Source organism: Pseudomonas sp. H1_F01, assembly GCF_054681425.1.
In genome coordinates this window covers 5,992,987-6,008,020 of record NZ_CP162823.1, presented here as the reverse complement: position 1 = coordinate 6,008,020, position 15,034 = coordinate 5,992,987, and the positions used below count along the sequence as shown (strand labels likewise).

At 61.9% G+C, this 15,034-nt stretch carries 14 protein-coding genes; 3 read left to right on the top strand and 11 right to left on the bottom strand.

Annotation, left to right across the window (positions count from 1 at the left end; genetic code table 11):
- Positions 1-68: 68 nt before the first annotated feature.
- Positions 69-1,034, bottom strand: a complete 966-nt coding sequence (locus tag AB4O09_RS27135; protein ID WP_003197488.1) for a 2-oxoglutarate and iron-dependent oxygenase domain-containing protein — start codon at positions 1,032-1,034, stop codon at positions 69-71.
- Between the two features lie 142 nt (positions 1,035-1,176).
- A complete protein-coding gene (locus tag AB4O09_RS27130) occupies positions 1,177-2,259 on the bottom strand; it encodes a BMP family ABC transporter substrate-binding protein (protein ID WP_027911821.1) in 1,083 nt (360 codons plus the stop codon).
- Between the two features lie 377 nt (positions 2,260-2,636).
- Here AB4O09_RS27130 and AB4O09_RS27125 point away from each other — a divergent pair, with 377 nt between their 5' ends.
- A complete protein-coding gene (locus tag AB4O09_RS27125; protein ID WP_003197491.1) occupies positions 2,637-3,728 on the top strand; it encodes a calcium:cation antiporter in 1,092 nt (363 codons plus the stop codon).
- 107 nt (positions 3,729-3,835) lie between these two features.
- On the opposite strand, the gene AB4O09_RS27120 is transcribed toward AB4O09_RS27125, so the two are convergent.
- From AB4O09_RS27120 to AB4O09_RS27110, 3 genes are all read right to left on the bottom strand, one after another.
- Positions 3,836-5,194 carry an 8-oxoguanine deaminase gene (locus tag AB4O09_RS27120; RefSeq protein ID WP_100263866.1) on the bottom strand — a complete coding sequence of 453 codons (1,359 nt, stop codon included), beginning with the start codon at positions 5,192-5,194 and terminating at the stop codon, positions 3,836-3,838.
- A 260-nt stretch (positions 5,195-5,454) separates the two neighbouring features.
- Positions 5,455-6,141 (bottom strand): SDR family oxidoreductase, encoded by a 687-nt coding sequence (locus AB4O09_RS27115; RefSeq protein WP_003197496.1) that lies wholly within the window; start codon positions 6,139-6,141, stop codon positions 5,455-5,457.
- 25 nt (positions 6,142-6,166) lie between these two features.
- Positions 6,167-6,517 (bottom strand): MerR family transcriptional regulator, encoded by a 351-nt coding sequence (locus tag AB4O09_RS27110; protein WP_003197497.1) that lies wholly within the window; start codon positions 6,515-6,517, stop codon positions 6,167-6,169.
- Positions 6,518-6,598: 81 nt separating this feature from the next.
- Here AB4O09_RS27110 and AB4O09_RS27105 point away from each other — a divergent pair, with 81 nt between their 5' ends.
- Positions 6,599-7,027 (top strand): hypothetical protein, encoded by a 429-nt coding sequence (locus AB4O09_RS27105; RefSeq protein WP_027911822.1) that lies wholly within the window; start codon positions 6,599-6,601, stop codon positions 7,025-7,027.
- Positions 7,028-7,094: 67 nt separating this feature from the next.
- On the opposite strand, the gene AB4O09_RS27100 is transcribed toward AB4O09_RS27105, so the two are convergent.
- The 6 genes from AB4O09_RS27100 to AB4O09_RS27075 all read right to left on the bottom strand — a co-directional run bounded on the left by AB4O09_RS27100 (position 7,095) and on the right by AB4O09_RS27075 (position 13,505).
- Entirely contained in the window at positions 7,095-8,021 is a 927-nt protein-coding gene (locus AB4O09_RS27100; RefSeq protein ID WP_013692177.1) for an ABC transporter permease, read from the bottom strand.
- Positions 8,021-9,127, bottom strand: coding sequence for an ABC transporter permease (locus tag AB4O09_RS27095; protein WP_003197504.1), 1,107 nt, complete (start codon positions 9,125-9,127; stop codon positions 8,021-8,023). Before AB4O09_RS27095 ends, AB4O09_RS27100 begins: the two co-directional genes overlap by 1 nt.
- 12 nt (positions 9,128-9,139) lie before the next feature.
- Complete coding sequence (locus AB4O09_RS27090) at positions 9,140-10,693, bottom strand: ABC transporter ATP-binding protein (RefSeq protein ID WP_069971184.1); 1,554 nt, start codon at positions 10,691-10,693, stop codon at positions 9,140-9,142.
- A 533-nt stretch (positions 10,694-11,226) separates the two neighbouring features.
- Positions 11,227-11,808, bottom strand: a complete 582-nt coding sequence (locus AB4O09_RS27085; RefSeq protein WP_460107739.1) for an IMPACT family protein — start codon at positions 11,806-11,808, stop codon at positions 11,227-11,229.
- A gap of 7 nt (positions 11,809-11,815) precedes the next feature.
- On the bottom strand, positions 11,816-12,466 hold the full coding sequence (locus AB4O09_RS27080) for a TetR/AcrR family transcriptional regulator (RefSeq protein ID WP_003197514.1): 651 nt from the start codon (positions 12,464-12,466) through the stop codon (positions 11,816-11,818).
- A 118-nt stretch (positions 12,467-12,584) separates the two neighbouring features.
- Positions 12,585-13,505, bottom strand: a complete 921-nt coding sequence (locus AB4O09_RS27075) for a LysR family transcriptional regulator (RefSeq protein ID WP_003197516.1) — start codon at positions 13,503-13,505, stop codon at positions 12,585-12,587.
- 122 nt (positions 13,506-13,627) lie between these two features.
- On the opposite strand from AB4O09_RS27075, the gene aptA reads away from it, so the two are divergent.
- On the top strand, positions 13,628-14,977 hold the full coding sequence (gene aptA / locus AB4O09_RS27070; RefSeq protein ID WP_003197518.1) for an omega-aminotransferase AptA: 1,350 nt from the start codon (positions 13,628-13,630) through the stop codon (positions 14,975-14,977).
- The last annotated feature ends 57 nt before the right edge of the window (positions 14,978-15,034 follow it).

Sequence of the window (15,034 nt, the reverse complement as noted above, 5' to 3'; positions counted from 1 at the left end):
GCGAATCGATGGCGGGCATTCTACAGGCGCTGGCCGCCTTGTCGGGTAAAACCTGACCGGCTGATCCACTACACGGCGAGCGACTCACGCCGGTAAGCATAGGTGTCGGCGAAGCGCGACAGCAGGAATTCGGCGCAGGTAGTCGTTGGGTACTTTGGCGGGTGGGCGTCATCCTGGCAACCGGGCAGGCATTGGATCAGCGTGTCGGGGTGCGGCTCGGCAAAGAACGGCATCGAGTACCGGTCCACCCCCAGCGGGCTGATCACCCGATGCGGCGTGGACAGGTAACGGTCGTTGCTCCAGCGCGCCATCATGTCACCGAGGTTGACCACGAAGGTGCCGTCGATGGGCGGCGCGTCGACCCACTGGCCGTCGACGTTGCGCACTTGCAGGCCGCCGGCGGCGTCCTGATAGAGCAGGGTGATGCAACCATAATCGGTATGGGCGCCAGCACCTTGCTGCTCGGCGCTACTGGCGGTGTCGCGGGGCGGGTAGTGGATCAGGCGCAGTACGCTGACCGGCTCGTTGAAGCGCGTGTCGAAAAAGTCCCGTTCGATACCCAGGGCAAGGGTCATGGCCCGCAGCAGGGTTTGCGCAAGCGCTTGCATGTCTCGGTAATGCTGCTCCATCAAGCTTTCCCAGCCAATCAGGTCCGGGTGGCGGTTGGGGCCACGCAGGGGTTTTTCCGCCAGCACGTCGGGGTGATCGGCCGGCAAGTGCAGGCCCATGTCGAAGGTTTCTTTCAGGTCGCTGGGCTTGGTCGGGTCCAATTGTTCGGTGGCGACGGCGCCATAGCCGCGGTGATGGCGGGTCTGGGTGATGTCGATCTTGAGTTTTTCTTCGACGGGCAGGGCGAAGAAGCAGTGGGCGCTGTCCAGCACCTCGGCGATGCGCGCCGGGCTGATGGGATGACCCTTGATGTAGAAAAAGCCCCATTGACGGCAGGCGCGGTCGATCTGCTTGGCGACGGTTTGCCAGGCGCCGGGGTCATCGCCGTAGAGTGGGCTGATGTCGATGATGGGAAGGCTGTTCATACTGCTTTCCTGACTTGAGATAGGAACCCCATGTGGGAGCGAGCTTGCTCGCGATCGCGGTGGGTCAGCCAATATAGATATTGAAGGTCAGTCCGCAATCGCGAGCAAGCTCGCTCCCACAGGGGTTTGGGTTGGTGTTGGGTTATTTGGGAATCTCAGCCTTCATGCCTTCGACGTAATAATTCATCGACGCCAGTTCCGCGTTGGTGGCGCTCACGCCCGCCGGGATTTTCTCGACGCCGGCCTGGTCCTTGATCGGGCCGGTGAACGGGTGGAAGGCGCCGCTCTCGATGTCGGCGATGATCTGCTCGGCTTCGCCCTTGACCGCTGCCGGCACCAGGTCGCTGATCGGCAGTTTCACCGTGCCTTCCTTCAGGCCACCCCAGTAGTCCTGGGATTTCCAGCTGTGGTCGAGCACGCTTTGGGTCGCCTGGATGTAATGCGGGCCCCAGTCATTGACGATGGACGTCAGCACCGCCTTGGGACCGAAGTGGGCCATGTCCGAAGCGTAGCCCACCGCATAGACGCCGCGTCGCTCGGCGGCCTGGATCGGCGCCGGGCTGTCGGTGTGCTGGAACACCACGTCCACGCCCTGGTCGATCAGCGCGTTGGCGGCGTCGGCTTCCTTGCCCGGGTCGAACCAGGAGTTGACCCACACCACTTTGATCTCGCTGCCGGGGTTGTACTTGTTCAGGGCCAATTGGATGGCGTTGATGTCGCGGATGACTTCCGGGATCGGGAAGGAGGCGACGTAGCCGATCTTCTTGGTCTTGGTCATCTTGGCCGCGAGGAAACCACCGACGTAGCGACCTTCGTAGGTGCGAGCCAGGTACGTGCCCAGGTTCTTGTCCTGCTTGTAGCCGGTGGCGTGTTCGAAGATCACCTTGGGAAATTGCTTGGCGACCTTGAGCGTCGGGTTCATGTAGCCGAAGGAGGTGGTGAAGATCAGGTCGTACTTGTCCTTGGCCATGTTGCGGATCACCCGCTCGGCGTCGGCACCCTCCGGCACGTTTTCCACGTAGTTGGTGGTGATCTGCTCACCGAATTTCGCCGCCAGCTCCTTGCGCCCTTGCTCATGCTGATAGGTCCAGCCGTGGTCGCCGATCGGGCCGATGTAGACGAAGCCGACCTTCAGCGGGTCGGCGGCACTGGCATTCAGGCCGGCGCCCAGGCTGACGGCGGCGACGACGGCGCAAAGCAACTTCTTCAAGGGGCGTTTGTGCATGAACTCGAACTCCATTTTGTTGTGAGGTTGGCTGTGCAGCACCAATGCAAAATGCTGACCAACAAGACAACAAAATATGCGACACCTTGATGCCGTCATCGCGGGCAAGCCTTGCTCCCACAAGTGCAAGGCCAAACAATGTGGAATAAGGCCTTGCCCCAGCAGATGGGCAGCCCAACCTCATGGGAGGGCAAGCTCGCTTCACAAGTGCGACGCAATACCTGTAGGAGCAAGGCTTGCCCGCGATGAGGCTCATGAGAACAATAAAGGTGCACCCTGCCTGCAAACGCCACCCCCTGGTGCATCACACCGAACGAAACGTTCACCGCCTCCTATAGTCAGTAACTCATGACCCCGCCCACGGTGACAGGCCCGCGATGCTCACTTTGCTCAAGCAAGAAAAACTGCTGTTGCTGGCGCTGATCGCCGCGTGTATCGCCTATCCGCTGGAGCACTGGCTGCTGGGCAGCGGGCAAGTGGTGGCGTTGGCTGGCGGCCTGGTCCTGATCGGTTTCATCGTCGCGGCATCCATGCGCGTGGCCCATCACGCCGAACTGCTGGCGGAAAAGGTCGGTGATCCTTACGGCACCATGATCCTGACGCTGTCGGCGGTACTGGTGGAGGTGGTGATCCTGGCGATCATGATGAGCAACGAGGCTTCGTCGACGTTGGTGCGGGACACGATCTACTCGGCGGTGATGCTCGACATCAACGGCATCCTCGGGCTCGCGGCGCTGATGGGCGGGATCAAGCATGGCGAGCAGGCTTACAACGACGATTCGGCGCGCACTTACAGCGTGATGATTCTCACCGCCATGGGGGTATCGATGGTGGTGCCGGAGTTCATTCCCCGCGAGAGCTGGAAAATGTATTCGGCCTTTACCATCGGCGCGATGATCGTGCTTTACACCTTGTTCCTGCGCATGCAGGTCGGGCCTCACAGTTACTTCTTCAGCTACAGCTATCCGGAAAAACGCCGCAAGAAAGAGCCGGTGGAAAACGAGCCGGAACCCATCAGCCTGACGCTTTCCATCGGCGCGCTGGTGTTTGGCGTGGTGGTGATCGGCGCCCTGGCCGAAGTCATGTCCAAGGCCCTCGACCTGGGATTGGAAGGCTCGGGTGCGCCGCCGGTGGTCACGGCAATCCTGGTGGCCGCCATCTCCGCCGCACCGGAAATCCTCACCGCCCTGCGCGCGGCCCTCGCCAATCGCATGCAGTCGGTGGTGAACATCGCGCTGGGCGCTTCGCTGTCCACCGTGATCCTGACCGTGCCGGTGATGGAGGCCATGGCCCTCTACACCGGCCAGCCGTTCCAGATGGCAATGACCCCGGTGCAGACGGTGATGATCTTCATCACCCTGATCGTCAGCGCGATCAACCTCAACGATGGCGAAACCAATGCCATCGAAGGCATGACCCATTTTGTGTTGTTTGCGACGTTCATCATGTTGTCCTTGCTGGGTCTCTAGAAGAGCATCGCGGGCAAGCCTTGCTCCCACAGTAAATGGTGGGTGTTTATGAGGGCAGCCTTGCCGCGAGACCTGTGGGAGCAAGGCTTGCCCGCGATGGCGTCCGATCAGATGCCGGCGATCAACTCCCGCGCCGCCTGGCTGTGGTCAGCAATCAAGCCCTTCAAGTCCAACCCCTCGACCTGCCCGTCGATGACCCGCCATTGCCCACCGATCATCACCCGATCCGCCCGATCCGCGCCGCACAGCAGCAGTGCGGAAATCGGATCGTGGCTGCCGGAGAAACGCAGCTCATCGAGCTTGAATAGCGCCAGGTCGGCCTGCTTGCCCACCGCCAATTCACCGATATCACTGCGCCCGAGCAGTTGCGCCGAGCCCCGGGTCGCCCAGCCCAGCACGCGCTCCGGCGTGATCGCTTGCGCGCCGTAGCGCAGGCGCTGGATGTACAGCGCCTGGCGGGTTTCGAGGATCATGTTCGAGGCATCGTTGGATGCCGAACCGTCTACCCCCAGGCCCACGGGAGCGCCGGCGGCGGTCAGGTCCAGGGTCGGGCAAATGCCCGAGGCCAGGCGCATGTTGGAACTCGGGCAGTGACAGATGCCGGTGCCGGCGGCGCCGAGACGGGCGATTTCATCTGGGTTGAAATGAATGCCGTGGGCCAGCCAGGTACGCGGGCCAAGCCAGCCGACGCTGTCCAGGTAATCCACGGTGCGCAGGCCGAAGCGTTGCAGGCAAAACGCTTCTTCATCGAGGGTTTCGGCCAGGTGCGTGTGCAGGCGTACGTCGAGTTTTTCCGCCAGCTCGGCGCTGGCGCTCATGATCTGCGGCGTGACCGAAAACGGTGAGCAGGGCGCCAGGGCAATCTGGATCTGCGCGCCGTCGCCGCGCTCGTGGTACTCGGCGATCAAGCGCTGGCTGTCGTCGAGAATCACTTGGCCCTGCTGCACGGTCTGCTGCGGCGGCAAGCCACCGTCGGCCTCGCCCAGGCTCATGGAACCGCGGGTCAGCATCGCGCGCATGCCCAGTTCACGAACACTCTGCACTTGCACGTCGATGGCATTTTCCAGGCCTTCGGGAAACAGGTAATGGTGGTCGGCCGCGGTGGTGCAGCCCGACAGCAGCAACTCGGCCAAGGCCACTTTGCTGGCCAGGGCAAGTTTTTCCGGGGTCAGCCGCGCCCACACCGGGTAGAGGGTCGTCAGCCAGGGAAACAACGGCTGGTTCACCACTGGCGCCCAGGCACGGGTCAGGGTCTGGTAGAAATGATGGTGGGTATTGATCAACCCCGGCAGGATCACATGCTCGCGCGCATCGAAGATGTCGTCACAGGGCTGGGCGGGTTGCTGGCCGGCGCTTAGCAGTTCGACGATCACACCGTCCTGCAGGACGAGGCCGCCACGGGCATCGAGGTCGTTGGCCGTGAAAATGGCGAGGGGATTTTTTAACCAGGTACGGGTCGCAGGCATGGTGGCCGGCTCCTCTGAAAGTGGGTTCAGGTTAGCCAGCTCAGTGATGCCCTGTCTGCTGATCCAGGGTCGCCGTGGGGGGCGAGGGTCGGAGTTTACTCAGGTTGCCGGACACATTTCCAGTGCCCAACTCAGGTTCCTATTAGGAGAGGGCTTGGTGGGAGTGAGCTTGCTCGCGATGGCAGCCTCACATCCAACATCGATGTCGACTGACCTGCCGCCATCGCGAGCAAGCTCGCTCCCACATGGGATTAGCGGAGTTACCAAGGGATTGTTTCGCCCCGGTAGTTGACGAAATGATGCCCACCCTTGCCGGAAAAGGCATCGACCTGGTCGATCAGCCCGCGAGTGCTGGTCTCGACATCGATGTCCGCTCCTTCGCCGCCCATGTCGGTCTTCACCCAGCCCGGGTGCAGCGACAGCACGGTCAGTGACTGCTCGCCCAGTTGGCTGACAAAGCTATTGGTCATGGAGTTGAGCGCCGCCTTGCTGGCCTTGTACAGCGCCAGTTCCGGCGCGTCGGGCATGGTCACGCTGCCCAGCACCGAACTCATGAAGGCGAGCACGCCGCTGCCGTCGCGGATCTGGCCAACGAAGCGTTGGGCCAGGTTGATCGGCGCCACCGCGTTGGTGAAGAACAACTGGCCGACTTCGGCCAGCGTCGCACCGCCCGGGCTCTGGTTGTCCGGGCCCTTGACGCCGGCATTGACGAACAGCAGGTCGAAGGTCTCGCCCTTGAGCTGTTGGCTCAGGGCGATGACCGCTTGTTGATCGTCCATGTCGAGTTTTTCGATCCGCACCGGGCCCAGCGCCTTCAAAGCCTCTGCGTTCTGCGGGTTGCGCACGGTGGCGGTCACGTTCCAGCCATCGCTGAGCAGCGTCTTCACCAGACCGAGGCCCAGGCCCCGGGAGGCGCCGATGATCAATGCGTTTCTTGCCGAATTCATGAGAGGCATCCTTGAAAGAAAAAGGTCATGGATTTAATGGACAGCGTTGTCCGAGCCGTTGTTTCAGCTCGTGACGCAACGCGTCGAGTTCGGTGATGCGGGTTTCGATCAGGTTCAGTTTGTCTTGCAGCAATTGCGTCACGGCGCAGTCCGGGTCGGGGGCGTTCCACAGGGCGGCGACGCTGGCGCCGATCTCGCCCAGGGTAAAGCCCAGGCGCTGGGCTGTCTTGATATAGAGCACCAGTTGGACCACGTCGGCGGGGTAGTCGCGATAGCCATTGGCGCTGCGCGTCGCCGCGATCAGGCCCCGCTGCTCGTAGAAGCGCAGTGTGTCTCGACTGACGGCGCAGGCCTGGGCTAATTCACCGATGCGCATTGTGGAACTCCAGAGGACTTGACCTTGGAGCATACCCCAGGCTTTAGCCTTTTCGCTCCCCAATTATCTGGAGCAAAGTGTATGTGGACTTCGATGCAATACCGCCGGGTGGTGCTTGGCAGCGCCTGGTACGACCTGATCGTGTCGGCCGCGCTGGTCACGCCGTGGAGCTTTGCGGCACTGCATGGCGTGTTGGTGAGCATGACTCAGCTATTTGACCTGCCTGGGGACCTGCCGCCGTTTGCGCCAGCGCATGTGTTGATGGTGAATTTGATGGGCTCGATTGTCTGCGTGTGGGCGGTGCTGCGGATTCGGGATCCGCAGGCGCTGTACGGGCGTTATGACGCGACGGGGCGGTTTCTGTTTTCGGCCTGGATGCTGTATGCGCTGCTTCATGGGGCCAGTGCGGTGTTGTGGGTTTTCCTGTTTTTCGAGGTGGTGTGGGGCTTGGTTCAGGTGTTGCCTGTTCGGGACTCATCGCGGGCAAGCCTTGCTCCCACAGATCACTGAAAATCTGTGGGACTCTTGAAATCTGTGGGAGCAAGGCTTGCCCGCGATAGGCGCGCCGCAGTCTATCTCAGTGCCCCGCCTGCCAAGGCTGCCCCAGGGACACCGGCGCATACAGCCGGGTGCGCACGGCGTCCCGGGACAACAGCACCAGCACCACAATGGTCGCGGCATACGGCAGCATCGCCAGCAGACTCGATGGAATCGCCAGGCCCAGCCCCTGGGCCACCAGGTGCAGGATGCTGGCGAGGCCGAACAGGTAGGCGCCCAGCAGCAGGCGCCACACCCGCCAACTGGCGAACACCACCAGCGCCAGGGCGATCCAGCCGCGTCCGGCGCTCATGTTCTCGGCCCACATCGGCGTGTAGGCCAGCGACAGATAGGCGCCGGCCAACCCGGCCATGGCGCCGCCAAACAGTACCGCCAGGGTCCTCACCCGCAACACCGGCAGGCCCATGGCACTGGCGGCATCGGGATTTTCCCCGACGGCCTGGATGATCAACCCGACGCGGCTTTTCACTATCATCCACGCCACCAGGGCAAACAGGGCGAAGGACAGGTAAACCAGCAGATCCTGGGCAAACAGCATCCGCCCGATCAGTGGAATGTCACTCAAGTAAGGAATCGCCAGCGGCTCGAATCCCGCCAGCGGTTTGCCGACCCAGGCCGCTCCGACAAAGCTCGACAGGCCCACACCGAAAATCGTCAGCGCCAGCCCGGTGGCCACCTGATTGGCGTTGAATACCAGCGCCACCAGCGCGAACAACGCCGACAACAGCATGCCGGCAGCCATCGCCAGCAGCACGCCGAGCCACAGGTTGCCGCTGTTGAATGCGACGATAAAACCGATCACCGCACCGAACAGCATCATGCCTTCCTGGCCCAGGTTGAGGACGCCGCTTTTTTCGCAGACCAATTCACCCAGGGCCACCAGCAGCAACGGCGTACCGCAGCGGACCATGGCGTAGAAAATATTGCTCAACAGGTCGATATCCATCACAGCGCTCCTGCCTGTACGGCGGTGGTTCGGGTGCGGCGGGCCCAGCGCAGGTTGAGGCGTGGCCGGTACAGAATCAGCACGTCGCAGGCCAACAGGAAAAACAGCATCATTCCCTGGAACAGTTGGGTGATTGCCTGGGGAAGGTTCAGCGACATCTGCGCGCTCTCGCCGCCGATGTACAGCAACGCCATCAACAGGCTGGAAAACAGAATGCCAATGGGATTGAGCCTCCCCAGGAACGCCACGGTAATTGCCGCATAGCCGTAGCCCGGCGACACCTGCGGCACCAGTTGACCGATCGGCCCGGTCACTTCGCAGACGCCGGCCAGCCCGGCCAGTGCCCCGCTGATCAACAACGCCAGCCACACCAACGGTTTCTGGCGAAAACCGGCGAAACCGGCGGCGCGGGCATCGAGGCCCAGTACCTTGATCTGAAAGCCAACGAAGCTTTTCTGCAGCAAAACCCACACCGCCACCAATGCCAGCAGGGCGAAATACAGCCCGGCGTGGACCCGGCCGTCCTCCAGCAGCAACGGCAGGCGACTGGCCTCGCCGAACATCGCCGACTCGGGGAAGTTGAAACCCGCCGGGTCTTTCAACGGTCCGTGAACGCAAAACAGCAACAGGTTCAGGGCGATGTAATTGAGCATGATGCTGGTGAGGATTTCATTGGCATTGAAGCGCGTGCGCAGCCACGCCGTGAGCCCGGCCCAGGCGGCACCGGCCAGGGTGCCGGTCAGCAGGATCAGCACCAGTGCCCAGCGGCTTTGCATGTCGATGATGTTCACCGCCAAGGCGCTGCCGGCCAGGGCGCCGAGCAGCAGTTGGCCTTCAGCGCCGATGTTCCAGATTCGCGCCTGATAGGCCACGGCCAGGCCGAGGGCACACAGCAGGATCGGTAGGGTCTTGACCAGCCACTCGGACACGCCGTACAGATCGCTGATCGGGGCGATCAACAGGGTGTACAGCGTTTGCAGCGGATCGTGCCCCAGGGCGATGAACAGCAGCGAGCCACAGGCCAGGGTCAACACGGCGGCCAGTAGCGGTGAGCACCAGAGCATCAGGCGCGATTGCTGGCCGCGAGGTTCGAGAGAAAGCAGCATGTAGAACTCCGTTTAAACCGGTGCGGGGGCAGGGGATTGAGGGGCGTCGAACTGGCCGGCCATCCAGCCACCGACGTCACTGAGCCGGGTCTCGACGGTGGGTCTCAAGGCCGACAGACGCCCGCCGCACAAGGCGCCGAGGCGGTCGCTGATCTGGAACAGTTCGTCGAGGTCTTCGGAGATCACCAGAATCGCCGCGCCTGCATCGCGCAGGGCAATCAGTGCGCGATGGATGGTCGCGGCCGCGCCGACGTCCACGCCCCAGGTCGGGTGAGCGGCCACCAGCAGCTTCGGCTGTTGCAGGATTTCCCGGCCGAGAATGAATTTCTGCAGGTTGCCTCCCGAGAGGCTGCGCGCCGGGGTTCTGGTGTCGGGGGTCTTCACGCCAAAGCGGCGGATGATCTCCTCGGCCAGGTGTTCGACCTTGCTGCGGCGAATCAGTCCGTGGCTGACCAGGCCCTGTTGGAACGCACTGAGCAAGGCGTTATCCGCCAGGCTCAATTGCGGCACGGCGCCGTGGCCCAGGCGCTCGGCGGGGACAAAGGCCAGCCCGAGCCGGCGACGGGCGTCGGGGCGTAGATGAGCCACGGGTTGCCCGTCGAATCGGATCGTTTCGCCTTGCTGGCGGGCAAGCGGCGTTTCTCCGCTGAGCAACGCCAGCCATTCGTCCTGACCGTTGCCCGCCACCCCGGCGATGCCGACGATTTCGCCGCTGCGCACCTCCAGGTCGATCTCCCGCAACGAGCAGCCGAACGGGTCCGGGTTGTGCCAGGACAGCTTGTTGATTTGCAGGAAGACTTTGTCTGCGCTGACCTTGGTGTAGTCCGTGATCAGTCCGGCCGCTTCGCCAACCATCAGTTGCGCCAGCTCCCGGTCCGAGCATTGCGCCGGCGTGCAATGCCCCGACACCCGTCCGCCGCGCAGCACCGTGGCGCTGTGGCACAACGCTCGCACTTCCCCGAGCTTGTGGCTGATAAACAGGATGCTGCAGCCCTCGCTCGCCAGTCGGCGCAGGGTCACGAACAGTTCTTCGGCTTCCACGGGCGTGAGCACCGAGGTCGGTTCGTCGAGAATCAGCAGGCGAATGTCCTGCATCAGGCAGCGAATGATCTCCACCCGCTGCCGCTCGCCAATCGACAGGCTGTGGACCAGCCGCTGCGGCTCCAGCGCCATGCCGTAACGCCGGGAAACCTCGCGGATCCGGGGTTCCAGCTGCGCCGGCGTACCGGCTGCCGCGCCCATTGCCAGGGCAATGTTCTGCGCAACGGTGAGGGTTTCGAACAGCGAGAAATGCTGGAACACCATGCCGATTCCCAGGCCGCGGGCCTGGGCCGGGTTGCGCAGGTTGATGCGCTGGCCTTGCCAGATCACCTCGCCCGAATCGGCAGGGGTGACGCCGTAGATAATCTTCATCAGGGTGCTTTTACCCGCACCGTTTTCCCCGAGCAGGGCGTGGATCTCCCCGGGTTGGATGCTCAGGTCGATGGCGTCGTTGGCCAGGCAACCGGGGTAGCGTTTGCTGATGTTGCACAATTGCAGGCGCGCGATGGAATCGGGGTTGGACATGACAGGCTCGGGCCGATGGACAGGAATGCCTGTGGATAAAGCAATTTCCTGGCCATCAGGTCAGGAAATTGCCTCGGCCCGCGTCGCCAAGGCTCTCTGCATGTAGCCAGGGCATCTGCCGCAGGAAAATTCTGCACCGGCTTGGAGCGTGCAAGTTTTGCGCAGGCATCGGTTTGCCCTGAAATGGGTGGTTAAAAATTGAGCAAGCGGCTGCGAGCCATGCCCTTCTTGGGGTGGCAGGAGCCATGAACGGGTTATCCACAGGTTGCTCCACAGTTATTGTGTGCAAGCGGGAAACTCGGGCATAAGCACTGCGGGGCTTTCTTCTAAAGGTGATAAACCGCCGCAAGCGTTTGTTTTATGGATGGATTTGTCGGTTCCACGGGACTTTGGCTGAAAAATGAGCAACTCTCTGAAACCCGCATGACAGAAGGGTTACAGAGGGATGTGCTCAGGTTATCCACAGTCGGGTACACAGTGGATGTGGGCAAGTTGAACGATTGCGAGGCGCCCTGAAAGGTCGCAGGCTGATCTCAACGTGCCAGCAGAATCCGGCCACGGCTCAGGTCCGCCAGATGCGTTTGCAATGTTTCGATCTGCGCTTCGCCCACGGCCAGTTGAAGGTCTACGCCGTTGGCTGTAAAGCGCTCTTCATTGACCAACCCGGCGCATTCGGCGACACGCAGTTTCACCAGGGCCAGCTCGGCGAATCCGCAGGAACAGCGCAGCGCCACGCGACTGAACAATTCGATTTTCTCGGCGTTTTGCAGGCATTTGTTCGCGCCGCCGCCATAAGCCCGGGCCAGCCCGCCCGTGCCCAGTTGAATCCCGCCGTACCAGCGAATCACCAGCACCGCGACCTGATCGCAGGCTTGTGCTTCGATCGCGGCCAGGATTGGCCGCCCGGCGGTGCCTCCCGGTTCGCCATCGTCGTTGCTGCGGTATTGGTCGCCGAGTTTCCAGGCCCAGCAATTATGCGAGGCATTCAGGTCGCTGTGCTGGTCGATAAAGGCCTGGGCGTCGGCGGGGCTGGTGATGGGCGCGGCGAACGTGATGAAGCGGCTTTTGCGAATTTCTTCGCGGTGTTCGCAAAAGCCGGCAAGGGTAAAGGGCATGGCGATCTTAGAGGGCAGGTGTCAGGCCGCAGCCTTTGAGAATGATGCGGATCAGGTTGTCGCCAGCCTCGACCATGTCCTGCTTGGTCAACTTGCTGCGCCCGGTCACGCGACAGATCTGGGTGGCGAAGTCGGCGTAATGCTGGGTGCTGCCCCATAACAGGAAAATGAGGTGAACCGGGTCGATCGGGTCCATCTTGCCGGCATCGATCCAGGCCTGGAATACGGCCGCCCGACCATTGAACCAGGCGCGATAATCCTGGTTGAAATACTCGGTCAGGCATTCGCCACCGCTGATCACTTCCATGGCAAACAATCGCGATGCCTGGGGTTGGCGACGAGAGAACTCCATCTTGGCGCGGATATAGCGGGTCAGGGCTTCGGCCGGATCATCCTCGGCTGTGAGGGTATTGAAGGTGCTGTCCCACAATTCGATGATGTTGCTCAGCACCGCCACGTACAAGCCGAGTTTATTGGTGAAGTAATAATGCAGATTTGCCTTGGGCAGCCCGGCCTTCAGGGCGATGGCATTCATGCTGGTGCCTTTGAACCCGTGACGGGCGAATTCATCTTCGGCAGCCTTGAGAATCGTCTCTTCGTTCTTTTGACGAATGCGACTGGTGGGCTTGCCACCGTGGGCAGGGACTTCAAAGGTCATGGGCGTTTCCGGGCTGGGTCTGTGGGCAAGCAAGTGCGTTGATAGCGCACCGGCATCGATCCGACAAGTGCCATCACACTAAAAGCCTGACTAAACACCTGTGGGAGCGAGCAAAGGGTTAACGGGTGGCTGCGAGGCTTTCGAGAAAACTCTCCAGCACCAGGTGAGGCCGACGCCCCTTGCGCGTGACCGACGCCAGGCTCAGGTCATAGAAACGTGCGGAGGGCTTCAGGGCCCGCAGCCGACCTTGCTGGACCCAGAGGCTGGCGTAGTGATCGGGCAGGTAACCGATGTAGCGTCCGGTGAGGATCAGGAACGCCATGCCTTCGCGGTCCGATGCGCTCGCGGTGCAATTGAGCGCCTGGTAATGGGCCTGTATTTCGGCAGGCAGGCGGAAGGTTGGCGCGATGGCGTCCTGGCTGTTGAGGCGAGCGTCCTCAAGTTGCTGGTCATCGACATAAAACAGCGGATGCCCGACCGCGCAGTACAGCAGTGATCGTTCACTGTACAGCGGTTGATATTCCAGCCCGGACAGGGCACTGGCCTGGGGAACTACGCCGACGTGCAGGCGCCCGTCGAGCACGCCTTGCTCGACTTCGTTGGGGGCGATCATGCGGATCTGGATCTGCACGTCGGGCCCGCGTTCTTTCAATTGCGCCAAGGCGTGGGTGATGCGCATGTGGGGCAGGGTGACCAGGTTGTCGGTCAAGCCGATGGTCAATTCACCGCGCAAATGCTGGTGCAGGCCGTTGACCTCGGTGCGAAAGCTTTCCAGTGCGCTCAATAGCTGCAACGCCGATTGATACACCTCGCGACCTTCCTCGGTCAGGGAAAAGCCCGCGCGCCCACGCTGGCACAGGCGCAGGCCGAGGCGTTGCTCTAGATCGCTCATCTGCTGGCTGATGGCCGAGCGGCCGATGCCAAGCACGGTTTCAGCGGCGGAAAATCCACCACATTCCACTACGCTGCGGAAAATGCGCAGCAGGCGAATATCAAAGTCGCTGACCTGGGCCAGTGGATCGGGACGACGAGCGCTCATAGTTTAGTGATCCACAGACTGAAGGTTACAAAAGTTGGATTTCACCGACTTTATCGCCGTGGCAACTTAGCTGCAAGAACGCTTTCGATTCCCTGTCGCTTATGACCTGCGAGGTTTTGTCGATGAACATGCCCGAACACGCTGCCGGTTCCCTGGCCAGCCAGCTCAAGCTGGATGCCCACTGGATGCCTTACACCGCCAACCGCAATTTCCAGCGCGATCCGCGCCTGATCGTCGCTGCCGAAGGCAGTTGGCTGGTGGATGACAAGGGGCGCAAGGTGTACGACTCGCTGTCGGGCCTGTGGACATGTGGCGCCGGGCACACCCGCAAGGAAATCCAGGAAGCGGTCGCCAAGCAACTGGGCACCCTCGATTACTCGCCGGGGTTCCAGTACGGCCATCCGCTGTCGTTCCAACTGGCGGAAAAAATCACCAGTCTGACCCCGGGCAATCTCAATCATGTGTTCTTTACCGACTCCGGCTCCGAGTGCGCCGATACCGCGGTGAAGATGGTCCGCGCCTACTGGCGTCTCAAGGGCCAGGCGACCAAGACCAAGATGATTGGTCGTGCCCGTGGCTATCACGGCGTGAACATCGCCGGCACCAGCCTCGGCGGTGTCAACGGCAACCGCAAGCTGTTCGGCCAAGCCATGATGGACGTCGACCACTTGCCTCACACCTTGCTGGCCAGCAATGCCTATTCCCGTGGCATGCCGAAAGAGGGTGGCATCGCCTTGGCCGATGAACTGCTGAAGTTGATCGAGCTGCACGATGCTTCCAACATCGCTGCGGTATTCGTCGAACCGATGGCGGGGTCGGCTGGCGTGCTGGTGCCGCCAGAGGGTTACCTCAAGCGCCTGCGGGAAATCTGCGACCAGCACAGCATTCTCCTGGTGTTCGACGAAGTGATCACCGGTTTCGGCCGCACCGGTTCGATGTTCGGTGCCGACAGCTTTGGCGTGACGCCGGACCTGATGTGCATCGCCAAACAAGTCACTAATGGCGCGATCCCCATGGGTGCGGTGATTGCCAGCTCCGAGATCTACCAGACGTTCATGAACCAGCCGACGCCCGAGTACGCGGTGGAGTTTCCCCACGGCTACACCTACTCGGCGCACCCGGTAGCCTGCGCGGCTGGCCTGGCTGCGCTGGACCTGCTGCAGAAGGAAAACCTGGTACAGAGCGTGGCCGAGATTGCCCCGCATTTCGAGAATGCACTGCACGGCTTGAAGGGCGCGAAAAACGTCATCGACATTCGCAACTATGGCCTGGCCGGCGCGATCCAGATCGCCGGGCGCGACGGCGACGCAATCGTGCGTCCATTCGAGGCCGGCATGGCGTTGTGGAAAGCCGGGTTCTATGTGCGGTTTGGCGGCGACACCCTGCAGTTCGGTCCAACGTTCAACAGCAAGCCGCAGGATCTGGATCGCCTGTTCGATGCGGTCGGTGAAGTGCTGAACAAGCTCGACTGATACGTCCTTCTATATAGCTTTCGATAACGGGCGTCCGGTCACGGGCGCCTGTGGATA